Origin of the sequence: Nocardioides sp. NPDC004968 (assembly GCF_040608935.1) — a bacterium.
In the GTDB taxonomy this organism is placed as follows: domain Bacteria; phylum Actinomycetota; class Actinomycetes; order Propionibacteriales; family Nocardioidaceae; genus Nocardioides.
On the sequence record NZ_JBEXJF010000001.1, the window covers coordinates 181,491 to 193,921 of the forward strand.

Sequence of the window (12,431 nt, forward strand, 5' to 3'; positions counted from 1 at the left end):
GCGGGTGGCCTAGGTGTCGAGCCACTCCTTGATGAAGGCGACGATGCGGTCGGTGGCCTCGCCGAGAATGGCGCGGCCGTCCTCGGCGGTGGCGCGACGCGGGTCGCCGAGCACGCCGCTGGGGGTGAGGCGGTCGTAGGGGAGGGCCACGGCGGGGTGGTTCACCGAGCGGGCCAGCCGGGCGAAAGGGTCGAGCTGGTCGGGGGAGGTGGTGCCCGGGCCGAGCAGGTCGTGGCGCACGAGATGCGGGGCGATGTGCAGCATCTGGGAGGTCTCCGCCTCGCCGCTGTGACCGCTGATCGCGCTGAGCTCCATGCCGGCCACGGCGTCCTTGGCCAGGACCGTCACCGGCGTCCAGGCGAGCTCCAGGTCGGGGCGGTCGCGCAGCAGGTCCTGGGCCAGGGTGCCGAGAGTGGCGTTGTTGCCGCCGTGCCCGGTCACCACCAGGAACCGGTGCCAGCCGTGGGCGGCCAGCGACTCGACGTACTCACGGACGACGGCGGCGAAGAGTGCCGGGCGCAGGCTCACCGTGCCGGCGAAGGCCTGATGGTGGGGCGAGACGCCGACCGGTACGCCCGGGCCGATCACGACCTTGCCGGGCAGGGCCTCGGCGACCGCGTCGGTGAGCGCCTCGGCGCGGATCTGGTCGGTGGCCATCGGGAGCCCGGCGCCGTGCTGCTCGAACGCGCCGACGGGGATCATCACGACCGTCCCGCTCTCGGCGGCTCTCGCGGCCTCGAGGGTGGTCATCTCGGCGAGCTTCGCGGTCATCGGGCCTGCTCCGGACCGAGGGTGGTGGCGATCGCCTCGCGGATCGCGAGCAGGTGCTCGCGGGTGAGGGTGGCCGCGGCGTCGGGGTCGCCGTCGCGTACGGCCTCGACGATCCGGAGGTGGTCGGCGTGGTCTCGGTCGCGGTCGGTGTAGCGGTGCCGGATCTCGATCTGGTCGCGGGCCCTCACCTGCAGCAGCGCCTCGATGGTCTCGCGCAGCAGCAGGTTGCCCGAGGCGCCGGCGAGCGCGACGTGGAAGTGCAGCTCGGGCCGCTCGTCGGCGTACTGCGGCTTGAGCGAGTTGTCGGCCGAGAGCGTCAGGGCGGTCAGATCGTCGTCGGTGCGCGCTGCGGCCGCGGCCGCAGCGACCGGCGGCTCGAGCACGATCCTGGCGTCGAGGAGCTCGAGGACCGACTCGCTGCGCGACTCCGAGACATGCGGGTTGACCAGCAGCCGCCGGTTCACCCCGCCGCTCACGTAGGTGCCCGACCCGTGCCGGAAGCGGATCACGTCGGTCGCCTCGAGACGGCGCAGCGCCTCCCGGATCGTCGGTGTGGTCACCTCGAACCGCTTGGCGAGCTCGCGCGAGGAGGCCAGGGCGTCGCCCGGCTCCAGGCCCGCGGCCTCGATCATGGCGACGATCCCGTCGGCGATGCGTTCAGAGAGCGATGATGTGTTGCTGGTCACAGGAAGTGACTAAATCACTTATTGAATTACGCGTCAAGGAAGGCGACGCTTGCAGACAGCTTGCGTAAAACAGTTATATTCTTGCGTTCATGAGTAGACGTCTTGCCGACGCAGCCGCCCGAGCCAAGGTCTCCGAGGCGACGGTGAGCCGGGTGCTCAACGGCAAGCCGGGGGTCTCGGAGGCGACCCGCGAGCGGGTGCTGACCGCGCTCGACGTGCTCGGCTACGAGCGCCCGGTGAAGCTTCGTGGCGAGCGTGCCAGGCTCGTGGGCCTGGTCCTGCCCGAGCTGCAGAACCCGATCTTCCCGGCGCTCGCCGAGGTCCTCGGCGCCCATCTCGCCCAGCAGGGCCTGACCCCGGTGCTGTGCACCCAGACCGCCGGCGGGGTGACCGAGTCGGAGTACGTCGACCTGCTCCTGGAGCAGCAGGTGGCCGGCGTCGTCTTCGCCGGAGGCGCCTACGCACAGCGGGACGCGGACCACGCCCACTACGACCGTCTGGCCGGCCGCAACCTTCCCGTCGTGCTCATCAACGCGGCCATCGACGACCTGCCGTTTCCCCGGGTGGTCTGCGACGACGCCGATGCGATGGAGCAGGCTGCCGAGCACCTGATCTCGCTCGGGCACGAGCGGATCGGCCTGGTCCTGGGCCCGCGCGACCACGTTCCCTCCGAACGCAAGCTGGCCTCGTTCCGCGCCGTCTGCGACCGGACCGGGGTGCCGTTCGACGAGGATCTGGTCGTACGCAGCCTCTACTCGCTCCAGAGCGGACAGGCCTCCGCGGCGCGGCTGATCGAACAGGGCGTGACCGGGATCCTGTGTGCCAGCGACCCGCTCGCGCTGGGGGCGATCAGGGCGGTCCGCCGGGCCCGGCTCTCGACACCAGCGGACGTGTCGGTGATCGGCTACGACGATTCGGCGTTCATGGCGTTCACCGACCCGCCGCTCACCACGATCCGGCAGCCGATCGAGGCGATGGGCCGGGCGGCGGTCGACTTCCTGGTGAGCCAGATCGACGGCACGCTCGGGCCGGTCGACGAGCTGCTCTTCGAGGGCGAGCTGGTGGTCCGGCGCTCGACCGGACCTGCAAACGACCGCGCAAAGTCCTGAAATTAATTACGCACTGTCAACTTCTTGCGCTCGTTCTGGCGCTGGCTCTAGCGTCTCAGCACGCCGTCACCGTGACGGCTGTCACATGACGTTGCTGAGAAGGAGTGCCCGTGACCGCCACGGAACCTCGACGGAGCGAGCCGGCACCGGCCGCGCTCCCGGTCTTCACCGAGCGCCCGGCCGACTGGTGGCGCTCCGCGGCGATCTACCAGATCTACCCGCGCAGCTTCGCCGACGCCAACGGCGACGGCACCGGTGACCTGGCCGGGGTGCGGGCGCGCCTGACCTATCTGCGCGACCTCGGGGTCGACGCGATCTGGTTCACGCCGTGGTTCCCCTCGCCGATGGCCGACGGGGGCTACGACGTCGCCGACTACCGCGCGATCGACCCGGTCTTCGGCGACCTCGCCGAGGCGGAGGCGCTGATCCAGGACGCCCTCGAGCTCGGCATCCGCACGATCATCGACATCGTCCCCAACCACGTCTCCGACCAGCACCGATGGTTCCGGGCCGCGGTCGCTGCCGGGCCCGGCGCACCCGAACGGGAGCGGTTCTGGTTCCGAGACGGCCGCGGAACCCATGGCGAGCTGCCGCCCAACGACTGGACCTCGGAGTTCGGCGGCACGCCATGGACGCGGCTGACGACGCCCGAGGGCGTCCCCGAGCAGTGGTACCTGCACCTCTTCTCCGCCGAGCAGCCCGACCTCAACTGGCAGCACGAGGACGTACGCCTCGAGCACGAGGAGATCCTGCGGTTCTGGTTCGACCGGGCGGTCGCCGGGATCCGGATCGACTCCGCCGCCCTGCTCGCCAAGGACCCGGACCTCCCCGAGGTCCCCGCCGACCCGCGACCGGGCGAGCACCCCTACGTCGACCGCGAGGAGCTGCAGGAGATCTACCGTGGCTGGCGCCGGATCGCCCAGGAGTACGGCACCGATCGGGCCCTGATCGGCGAGGTCTGGCTCCCCGACACCGCCAGGTTCATCCGCTACCTGCGCCCCGACGTCCTGCACGCGGCGTTCAACTTCGACTTCATGACGGCGCCGTGGGACGCCGAGGCGCTGCGTACCTCCATCGAGACGACGCTGCGCGTGCACGGCGAGGCCGATGCGCCTGCCACCTGGGTGCTCTCCAACCACGACGTCACCAGGCCGGTGACCCGCTACGGCCGCGCGGACACCGCGTTCTCGTTCGAGACCAAGCGCTACGGCACCCCGACCGACAGAGCCCTCGGCGAGCGGCGGGCCCGAGCGGCGGCGATGCTGGCGATGGGGCTGCCCGGGGCGTACTACCTCTACCAGGGCGAGGAGCTGGGCTTGGACGAGGCCGACATCCCGCCGGACCGGATCCAGGACCCGATGCACTTCCGCAGCGGCGGTGTCGACCCCGGCCGGGACGGCTGCCGGGTGCCGCTGCCGTGGAGCGGGGACCGGCCGCCGTACGGCTTCAGCCCAACCGGTGTGAAGACCTGGCTGCCGCAGCCCGAGGGCTGGGCGCGGCTGACGGCGCAGGCGCAGTCGGCCGACCCCCGCTCGATGCTCTCGCTGCACCGGATGGCGCTGCTGATCAGGCGTACGCACCCCGACCTCGTCACCGGCGACTTCAGCTGGATCGACACCGCGCCCGGGATCCTCGCCTTCCGCCGCGGCACGCACTTCGCCTGCGTGGTCAACCTGACCGACACCCCCGTGGAGCTGCCGAGCAGCGACCACGTCTGGCTCGCCAGCTCGCCGCTCGAGGCCGGCCGGCTCGCCCCCGATGCCGCGGTCTGGCTGCGGCCCACGACCTGAGACCCCACCACAACATCCAGGAGACAGACCATGAGAACCACTCGGTTGCGCAATGTCGCGCTCGCCGCGGTCGCGGCTGTCGTGCTCGGCTCGCTCGCCGCGTGCGGCGAGTCGTCGGACGACGGCGACGGAGTCACCATCACCGTCGAGGGCTGGCGCCCCGGCGACAAGCAGGCCACGATCGACGCCGTCAAGGAGCAGGCGGCGGCCTTCAACAAGGAGCATCCCGACATCACCGTGAAGCCGGTGGAGTGGCAGTGGAACGCGCAGACGTTCCCCGCCCAGCTCTCCGGTGGCACGCTGCCGATCTCGTTCCGGGTGCCGTTCACCGACACCAAGGGCCTCGTCGAGCGCAAGCAGGTCGCCGACGTCGACGCCGAGGTCCGCGAGCTGCCGTACTTCGACCAGCTCAACCCCACCGTTCTGGCCGCGGCACAGGGCACCGACGGGAAGGTCTACGGGCTGCCCTCCGACGTCTACGCCAACGCGCTCCACTACAACCGCGACCTGTTCACGAAGGCCGGTCTCGACCCTGACAAGCCGCCGACCACGTGGGAGGAGCTGCGTGCGGCCGCCAAGCAGATCAACGAGAGGACCGGTGCCACCGGGTATGCCGAGATGACCACGGGCAACACCGGCGGCTGGATCCTCACGACCCTGACCTACTCCCTCGGCGGCCGGATGGAGACGCAGGACGGTGACACGTTCACCGCGACCGTCGACAACCCGCAGACCGAGCAGGCGCTGCAGCTGCTGCACGACATGCGCTGGACCGACAAGTCGTTCTCCGGCAGCACCGCCTACGACTGGAACAGCATCAACCAGGCGTTCGCGGCGGGGAAGGTCGGCATGTACATCAGTGGCTCGGACGTCTACAACTCCCTCGTCACCACCGCGGCGATCGACCCGGAGTCGTACGGGCTCACCGCGGTCCCGATGGGCGACTCGGCCGACGCCGGTGCGCTCGGCGGTGGCTCGGTCAACGTCGTCAGCGCCAAGGCGACCGACGCCGAGGCCGAGGCGGCCGTCGCGTGGGCGGACTTCTTCCGGGTCCGCAAGTACACCGACGAGTCGGCGGCCGTCGCCGACGCCAAGACCCAGACCGCTGCCGAGCAGCCCGTGGGGACGCCGACCTTCCCGATCTTCGACGAGGCGTCGTACACGACCTACCAGGGCTGGGTGAAGGACTACGTCAACGTGCCGCTGGAGCAGATGACGGGCTACACCTCGAGGATGTTCGACCTCACGCTGGTCGCCGAGCCGCCCGCGCAGACGCAGGCCGTGTACGGCGCGCTCGACCCGGTCGTGCAGAAGGTGCTCAGCGACGAGAACGCCGACATCCCCGCGCTGCTGAAGGATGCCGACGCCTCGGTGCAGCAGATCCTGGACAAGGGCTGAGCGTGGTCGCTGACATGTCCCGGGTGGGTGGGCCGGCCCTCGTGAGAGGGCCGGCTCGCCGGCGTACGTCCTTCGTGTCCGTGGCCGCGAGGTGGTGGCGCGGCAGCGCGGCGACGCTGGTCTTCCTGCTGCCGATGCTCCTCGTCTTCGGGCTGTTCTCGTGGTGGCCGATCGCCCGGACCGTGGTGATGAGCCTGCAGGAGACCAACCTCGTCGGGCCGGCGGAGTGGGTGGGGCTGGACAACTTCCGCACCGTGCTCACCGACCCGCTGCTCCCGGTGGCGCTGCGCAACACCGCCGTCTTCGCGGCGATCGCCTTCGTCTTCGGCTATCCGATCCCGCTGGTCATGGCGGTGGTCTTCAGCTCGTTGCGGAAGCTGCGCGGCCTCTACGCCTGCCTGGCCTACCTGCCCGTCGTGGTGCCGCCCGCGGTGGCGGTGCTGCTGTGGAAGACCTTCTACGACGCCGGGTCCGGGGGAGTGTTCAACACGGTCCTGGGCTGGGTCGGGCTCGGGCCGGTGCCGTGGCTGGAGTCGGCCGACTGGGTGCTGCCATCGCTCGTGATGGAGGCGACCTGGGCCGCGGCAGGCGGCACGGTGATCATCTATCTCGCGGCGCTGACCACGGTGCCGCAGGAGCTCTACGACGCCGCCTCGGCCGACGGCGCCGGCGTGCTCGGCAAGGTCTGGCACGTCACCCTCCCGCACCTGCGTCCGGTGCTGCTGATCACCTTGATCCTGCAGATCATCGGCACCGCCCAGGTCTTCCTGGAGCCCTACCTGTTCACCGGCGGCGGGCCCTCGCACGCGTCCTTGACGCTGCTGCTCCTGATCTACGAGTACGCCTTCGGCAGCACCACCGGCGGTGGCGACTACGGCCCGGCGACCGCGCTGAGCCTGATGATGGCGGTCGGGCTGGCGCTGCTGTCGTGGGCCTACTTCCGGCTGACTCGCGGATGGAGCGACTGATGAGCTTCGTCTCCTCCCTCGACCGGCGGCGTACGTCGGTGCGCTGGGGACTTCGCGGCGTGCAGGCGGCGACGCTCCTGGCGCTGGTTGTCGTCTGCCTCGGGCCGCTGCTGTGGCTGGCGAAGTCGGCGGTCACGCCCACCCAGGACACGCTCCGCTCGCCGATCTCGCTGTGGCCGAACGGGCCGGACCTCTCGATCCTGTCGCAGGCGTGGACCGACCTGGGCCTATCGGCCTACCTGGTCAACACGGTGGTCATCGCCGCCGGATCCTGGGCCGTCCAGGTGGTGGTCGCCACGACCGCGGGCTATGCGCTCTCGGTGCTGCGGCCACGGTTCGGGCGGGTCATCTACGGAGCCGTGCTCGCCACCATGTTCGTGCCGATCGTGCTACTGCTGGTCCCGCTCTACCTCACCGTGCTGAGCCTGCCGGTCGTGCACTGGTCGCTGGTCGGGACGTACGCCGGAGCGTTCCTGCCCGCGGGCGCCTCCGCGTTCAACGTGGTGATCATGAAGCGGTTCTTCGACAGCCTGCCCCGCGAGATCCTGGACGCCGCACGGATCGACGGCGCCGGGGCGTACCGGCTCTTCTGGTCGGTGGTCCTGCCGATGTCACGGCCGGTGCTCGGCGTGGTGTCGGTCTTCGCCGTGCTCGCCGCGTGGAAGGACTTCATCTGGCCGCTGATCGTGCTGCCCGACCCGGCCAAGCAGCCCATCGCGGTCAGGCTGCCCTCCATCGCGCCGACCACCGACCTCTCGGTCCTGCTCGCCGCGATGGCGATCTCCGCCGCGCTGCCGATCCTCTTCTTCCTCCTCTTCCAGCGACTCTTCCTGCGCAGCGAGGGTCTGGAGGGGGCGGTGAAGGGCTAGCGGCGGCGATGGCCGGTCAGTTCGGCAGCGGAAGGACCTCGACCGGGCAGCCCGCCTCGCGGAGCAGTGCGCGGGTCACTCCGCCCAGGTGTGGGAACGCGTTGAGATGCGAGGCTCGTCCCACGACGACGAGACGGGCCTGCTCGCTCGCGGCCGCCAAGGCGTCGGCCGGGGCTTCCGCGAAGACCCGGGTCGCGAGGGGCGTCTGAGGATGCTCCGGGACCTGGTCGCGGGCCCTCTCGACTAGATCTGCCAGGTATTGCTCGCCACGCGCCGTCCAGTCCCGGGTGGTGGCGTGGTCGACCAGGTCCCCGTGGAGGGCGGGCAGATCGAGACCGTGGAGCAAGGTGATCGGCTCACCCAGCCGGGTCGCCTCCTCGAGGGCGTGACCCAGCACCTGAGTGTCGCTCTTGTCGTCACTGACGCCGACGACGACTCCGGTGCGGCCCTCGGCCGACCAGCCTTCGGGGACCACGGTGACCGGGCAGTGGGCGTGAGCCGCGACCCGGGAGGAGACCGATCCGGTGAAGATCCGGTGGATGCGAGAGAACCCGCGGCGCTGGATCACGACTCGGTGCGCGTCCTCGGACTCCTCGATCAGGACGTGGGCCGCGTGGCCGCGCAACAGCTCGCCGGAGACGTCGACCGCCCCGGCGACGACGTCCCGGGCGATCGCGGTGGCCTCCCCGAGCAGCTCTTCGGCGAGCCGCCCGACCGCGGAGTCATCGATGATCATCGACTGCGGCTGCATCGCGCCGGGGAGACCGAGGATGGGATCTCCGAACAGGACGTTCGCCTGGAAGACGTGCACCAGGCGCAGCGGGTGGCCGCTGGTCGCGGCCAGCCGGCCGGCGTACTCCAGAAGTGCCGTCTCGACCTCGGGATCGAGGATGCCGACGACGATCGGAGCGGGTGCGGTGTCGGTGGGCATCTGGTCAGCCCGCCATCATGCACATGTGGCCGGCGGTGAAGCCTCGGAACCCCTGGTGCATGCCCGGGTTGTGGGTGCCGTCGAAGCCGACGGCCTGAGCGCAGTGGACGACGTGGTGTCCGAACTCCTGCCCGTCACCAGTGGCCGCCGATGCCGGGGTGACAAGAGCGAGCGAGGCTACTGCCGCCGCTGCTGCTGGGATCAGGATGCGTTTCATGGTGGGTCACTCCTCGGTGTGTGGTTGCTGCGAGTCGGTACGTATCCGGGTCACTCCCGGGACGGTCGCTGCGGCGGACTCGGCCAGGGCGCGCTCCTTGGGTGTCGCCGGTCCGAAGATCACGGCACCCCCGTCGGCGACGTCGACGACCCAGTCCGGGTGACCGAGCTCGGTGACGAGCGCCGTCAGGTCCCGGACCATCGTGTCGTCGTCGCGGGCCAGGGCACTGGCCACGTCGCTGCGGCTGATGACCCCGACGAGAACGTCGTCGTCATCGAGGACCGGGAGGCTCTTCAGCAACCGGTCGGCCATGATGTCGACAGCCACGGCGACCTCTGCGCTCGCGCGCACGGCGATCGTCACCGGATTCATCACGTCCTGGACGTACGCTGCGGGCCGATCGGTCACCGGCGCCGGTGGGAGCACGTGCGCGCGAGGGTCCTGCAGGACACGGTCGCGAATCAGGTCGATCTCGGCGACGACACCGCAGACGCGGCCGGCGGAGGTCACCACCGGGAGGGCGGTGATGTGGTGGTCACGCAGCAGGGCGAGCGCCTCCTTGACGGGAGTGCCTCTCCGTGCGGTGACCGGTGACTGGGTCATGATCTCTCGAACAAGCATGGTCATCCCCGTTGCGAGTGCTGGTCTTTCATAGGACCAGCCTCGTTCGGCCGAGAAGGTCGGTCATGAGCGCAAGGTCCCGAGCCGGGGAGACCTTCGGCACTCCTGCGGAGATCGCGATCGGGGTGTGCTGGACCCGTCCACGACCATCCGAGGGGAGGGGCCCAGGTGAGGATCGTCGTCGCCATCGGCGGCAACGCCCTGCTGCGGCGTGGCGAGCGGCCGGACGCGGCACCCCAACGCCGGCACGTGGCCGCGGCGGCAGCCGCGCTGGCGGACATCGCCCGCGAGCACCAGGTCGTGGTGGTCCATGGCAACGGGCCCCAGGTCGGCCTGCTGGCACTCGAGAGCGGCTCGGACCCCAGCCTCTCTGAGCCCTATCCACTGGCCGACCTGGTCGCGGAGTCCCAGGGCCTCATCGGGCTCTGGCTCCAGCAGGCGCTCCTCGCCGAGATGGCCGGTGAGGTGGTGACGCTCGTGAGCCAGACAGTCGTGGATCCGGAGGACGGGGCGTTCCAGGTGCCGACCAAGCCCATCGGTCAGGTCTACGACGAGCTGTCGGCGCGTCGCTTCGCCGCCTGGCACGGCTGGACGATCCAGCCGGACCGCGATGGCTGGAGACGCGTCGTCGCCTCCCCGCTTCCCATTGACATCGTCGAGCTTCCCATCGCCTCACGGCTTCTCGACATGGGCGTGACCGTCGTGCTCGCCGGCGGCGGCGGAGTGCCGGTGGTGAATCGAGATGGAAGGTACGAGAGCGTCGACGCAGTGGTGGACAAGGACCGGGCGGCTGCCCTCGCCGCGGAGAGGCTCGGCGCCGACCTGCTGCTCGTCATCACCAACGTGGAGGGCGTCATCCGGGACTTCGGCGGTCCCGCCGAGAAGGTGCTGCGGGAGGTGAGCGTCGCCGAGCTGTCCTCGATGTGGTTCCCCGCGGGGTCGATGGGACCCAAGGTCGAGGCCGTCTGCGCCTTCACCCGACGGACCGGCCGACGCTCGGCGATCGGCTCTCTCGACCAGATCGACGGCGTGCTGGCCGGTACGTCGGGCACTCAGCTGCGGCGATGACGCCGGGTGCCGGTGAGAATCAGTGGACCTAGGTCCTCCGTGCGTGGCCCCGAAGGCCCTGACGTACTCCGGCCGTCCCGACCAGATTGGAGACTCGGGAGCCGGACGCGCGTGCCGAGCTCGCGAGGAGGGCACATGTCCGAGCACCACCGGATCCTGGTCGCCATCGATGGGGGAGAGGGTGGCCGAGCGGCGATCCGCTACGCCGCGGCCCGGCGAGATGGCTCCGACCTGTGGCTCGTCCATGTGGTCGACCTCGCGGTCGCGACCGGCGTCTTCTATCCGTACGGCTATGCGGGGCTGGCGGACGAGGTGCGTGAGGCCGGCGAGACCGTTCTGGACCGGTCGGAGAAGCTGGCCGCCGAGCTCGTCGGTGCCGACCACGTGACCACGACGCTCCGGGACGGTGGCGTGGTCGCCGAGCTCGTTCACGCGGCCGCCGACGCCCGGATGGTGGTCCTCGGCGACGAGCGTCGCCACGGTCTGTCCCGCCTCGTGACCGGCTCGGTGACCGGCCGGGTCGCCTCCCGCGCGCCGGTGCCCGTCGTGGTCGTTCCGACGGTGTGGTCTCCTGGCCAGGACGCCCACCGGGTCGTCGTCGGCATCGCGGATCTGGATGCCCCCGTCGAGCTCGTCGCCCACGCGTTGGGCGAGGCCGCCGACCGTGGTGGCGAGCTGGTTCTCGTGCATGCGTGGGAGCTGCCGGCGGTCTTCTACGACACGACCCTGGAGCACGACCAGGCGGCCTGGGAGGCGGATGCTCGTCACCGCCTGATGCAGACCCTCGACCGGGCGCGGCACCTGGCGCCGCACGCGGTCGGCACCGAGGCCTGGATCCAGATCCGCCAGGGGCAGCCCGCCCAGGTCGTCGCCGACGAGTCGAAGGGGGCCGACCTGCTCGTCATCGGCCGACGTGGGCATGCGTTCCCGCTGCGGCGTCTGGGCGGCACCGGGCACGCACTGCTCCGTGAGTCCAGCTGCCCCGTCGAGGTGGTGCCGCCTGCGCCCGAGGCACCATGAACGTAGAGATCTCGCCACTGCATGCGGCCGCGCACGCACCGCCGACGACACCCGATGTGCTGCGGTGCACCGATCTGCACCGGTCGTTCGGGCCGGTCAAGGCGGTGGACGGCTTCTCGTTCCGGATCGGCAGCGGTGAGACGTACGGCCTTCTCGGCCCCAACGGGGCCGGCAAGACGACCATCATCTCGATGGTCGCGGGGGTGCTGGAGGCGGACTCCGGCTCGATGCTGGTCGATGGTGTCGCGATGCATCCGGGTGCGCTCGCGGCCAAGGCGGCCATCGGCTATGTTCCGCAGGACGTAGCGCTCTACCCCGATCTGACCGGTCGGGAGAACCTGCTCTTCTTCGCCTCGCTGTACCGGATCGGGCGTCGCGACGCCCGCAGCCGCGTCGCCGAGGTCCTCGACATCGTCGGGCTGACCGACCGCGCGGGCGACCGGGTCCAGAAGTACTCCGGTGGCATGAAGCGCCGGCTCAACATCGCGGTCGGGCTGATCCACCGGCCCCGCCTCCTGGTGCTGGACGAGCCCACCGCGGGCGTCGACCCGCAGAGCCGCAACGCGATCCTCGCCAGCGTCGAGCGGCTCAGCACCGAGGGAATGGGCGTGCTCTACACGACCCACTACATGGAGGAGGCCGAGCGACTCTGCGACCGGGTCGCGATCATGGACCTCGGCCGGCTGGTCGCCGAAGGTACGCCCAGGCAGCTGACCGCGCAGCTCGGCGACTCCGAGCACATCCGCCTCACGATCGATGGCGACCTGACCCGTGCCGTCGAGGCCCTGCGTGAGCTGCCCCTCGCCAGTCGGGTGACGGGGACCGGCGACGCCCTCGACGTGCTCGTGCAGGACGCCGAGTCGGCGCTCCCGCAGGTCATCGAGGTGGCCGCCGTCCATGGCACGGTGCGCTCGGTCACCGTGGAGGAACCGGATCTGGAGACGGTCTTCCTCCGTCTCACCGGCAAGAAGCTGCGGGACTGA

At 70.6% G+C, this 12,431-nt stretch carries 13 protein-coding genes; 8 read left to right on the forward strand and 5 right to left on the reverse strand.

Annotated elements, in window-relative coordinates; translation table 11 throughout:
• Positions 1–9 precede the first annotated feature (9 nt).
• Positions 10–771: a creatininase family protein gene (locus tag ABZU72_RS00850; RefSeq protein WP_355017016.1), complete on the reverse strand. Its 762-nt coding sequence runs from the start codon at positions 769–771 to the stop codon at positions 10–12.
• Positions 768–1,457, reverse strand: a complete 690-nt coding sequence (locus tag ABZU72_RS00855; RefSeq protein ID WP_355017017.1) for an FCD domain-containing protein — start codon at positions 1,455–1,457, stop codon at positions 768–770. The genes ABZU72_RS00850 and ABZU72_RS00855 overlap by 4 nt, the downstream gene beginning before the upstream one ends.
• Positions 1,458–1,546: 89 nt before the next feature.
• Between ABZU72_RS00855 and ABZU72_RS00860 the strand changes: the two genes are divergently transcribed.
• The 5 genes from ABZU72_RS00860 to ABZU72_RS00880 all read left to right on the forward strand — a co-directional run bounded on the left by ABZU72_RS00860 (position 1,547) and on the right by ABZU72_RS00880 (position 7,591).
• A complete protein-coding gene (locus ABZU72_RS00860) occupies positions 1,547–2,566 on the forward strand; it encodes a LacI family DNA-binding transcriptional regulator (RefSeq protein WP_355017018.1) in 1,020 nt (339 codons plus the stop codon).
• 110 nt (positions 2,567–2,676) lie between these two features.
• Positions 2,677–4,356 (forward strand): glycoside hydrolase family 13 protein, encoded by a 1,680-nt coding sequence (locus ABZU72_RS00865; RefSeq protein WP_355017019.1) that lies wholly within the window; start codon positions 2,677–2,679, stop codon positions 4,354–4,356.
• 30 nt (positions 4,357–4,386) lie between these two features.
• Positions 4,387–5,754, forward strand: a complete 1,368-nt coding sequence (locus tag ABZU72_RS00870) for an extracellular solute-binding protein (protein ID WP_355017020.1) — start codon at positions 4,387–4,389, stop codon at positions 5,752–5,754.
• Positions 5,755–5,795: 41 nt separating this feature from the next.
• The gene (locus ABZU72_RS00875; protein WP_355017021.1) at positions 5,796–6,722 is read left to right on the forward strand and encodes a sugar ABC transporter permease; all 927 of its coding nucleotides are present in this window, start codon (positions 5,796–5,798) and stop codon (positions 6,720–6,722) included.
• Positions 6,722–7,591: a carbohydrate ABC transporter permease gene (locus ABZU72_RS00880; RefSeq protein ID WP_355017022.1), complete on the forward strand. Its 870-nt coding sequence runs from the start codon at positions 6,722–6,724 to the stop codon at positions 7,589–7,591. Before ABZU72_RS00875 ends, ABZU72_RS00880 begins: the two co-directional genes overlap by 1 nt.
• Before the next feature lie 16 nt (positions 7,592–7,607).
• On the opposite strand, the gene ABZU72_RS00885 is transcribed toward ABZU72_RS00880, so the two are convergent.
• From ABZU72_RS00885 to ABZU72_RS00895, 3 genes are read right to left on the reverse strand one after another with little or no spacing between them, the layout of a single operon-like run.
• Positions 7,608–8,522 (reverse strand): universal stress protein, encoded by a 915-nt coding sequence (locus tag ABZU72_RS00885; protein ID WP_355017023.1) that lies wholly within the window; start codon positions 8,520–8,522, stop codon positions 7,608–7,610.
• A gap of 4 nt (positions 8,523–8,526) precedes the next feature.
• Positions 8,527–8,739 (reverse strand): hypothetical protein, encoded by a 213-nt coding sequence (locus ABZU72_RS00890; RefSeq protein WP_355017024.1) that lies wholly within the window; start codon positions 8,737–8,739, stop codon positions 8,527–8,529.
• A gap of 6 nt (positions 8,740–8,745) precedes the next feature.
• Positions 8,746–9,342 (reverse strand): CBS domain-containing protein, encoded by a 597-nt coding sequence (locus tag ABZU72_RS00895; RefSeq protein ID WP_355017025.1) that lies wholly within the window; start codon positions 9,340–9,342, stop codon positions 8,746–8,748.
• A 186-nt stretch (positions 9,343–9,528) separates the two neighbouring features.
• Between ABZU72_RS00895 and ABZU72_RS00900 the strand changes: the two genes are divergently transcribed.
• The 3 genes from ABZU72_RS00900 (at position 9,529) to ABZU72_RS00910 (ending at position 12,431) form a co-directional block, all read left to right on the forward strand.
• Positions 9,529–10,428 carry a carbamate kinase gene (locus ABZU72_RS00900; protein WP_355017026.1) on the forward strand — a complete coding sequence of 300 codons (900 nt, stop codon included), beginning with the start codon at positions 9,529–9,531 and terminating at the stop codon, positions 10,426–10,428.
• A gap of 135 nt (positions 10,429–10,563) precedes the next feature.
• On the forward strand, positions 10,564–11,448 hold the full coding sequence (locus ABZU72_RS00905; RefSeq protein ID WP_355017027.1) for a universal stress protein: 885 nt from the start codon (positions 10,564–10,566) through the stop codon (positions 11,446–11,448).
• On the forward strand, positions 11,445–12,431 hold the full coding sequence (locus ABZU72_RS00910) for an ABC transporter ATP-binding protein (protein WP_355017028.1): 987 nt from the start codon (positions 11,445–11,447) through the stop codon (positions 12,429–12,431). Before ABZU72_RS00905 ends, ABZU72_RS00910 begins: the two co-directional genes overlap by 4 nt.

Coding starts and splice junctions, on each gene's coding strand:
- ABZU72_RS00890 (WP_355017024.1), bottom strand. CDS start 8,739: ATGAAACGCATCCTGATCCCAGCAGCAGCGGCGGCAGTAGCCTCGCTC.
- ABZU72_RS00895 (WP_355017025.1), bottom strand. CDS start 9,342: ATGACCCAGTCACCGGTCACCGCACGGAGAGGCACTCCCGTCAAGGAG.
- ABZU72_RS00870 (WP_355017020.1), top strand. CDS start 4,387: ATGAGAACCACTCGGTTGCGCAATGTCGCGCTCGCCGCGGTCGCGGCT.
- ABZU72_RS00910 (WP_355017028.1), top strand. CDS start 11,445: ATGAACGTAGAGATCTCGCCACTGCATGCGGCCGCGCACGCACCGCCG.
- ABZU72_RS00860 (WP_355017018.1), top strand. CDS start 1,547: ATGAGTAGACGTCTTGCCGACGCAGCCGCCCGAGCCAAGGTCTCCGAG.
- ABZU72_RS00880 (WP_355017022.1), top strand. CDS start 6,722: ATGAGCTTCGTCTCCTCCCTCGACCGGCGGCGTACGTCGGTGCGCTGG.
- ABZU72_RS00905 (WP_355017027.1), top strand. CDS start 10,564: ATGTCCGAGCACCACCGGATCCTGGTCGCCATCGATGGGGGAGAGGGT.
- ABZU72_RS00850 (WP_355017016.1), bottom strand. CDS start 771: ATGACCGCGAAGCTCGCCGAGATGACCACCCTCGAGGCCGCGAGAGCC.
- ABZU72_RS00885 (WP_355017023.1), bottom strand. CDS start 8,522: ATGCCCACCGACACCGCACCCGCTCCGATCGTCGTCGGCATCCTCGAT.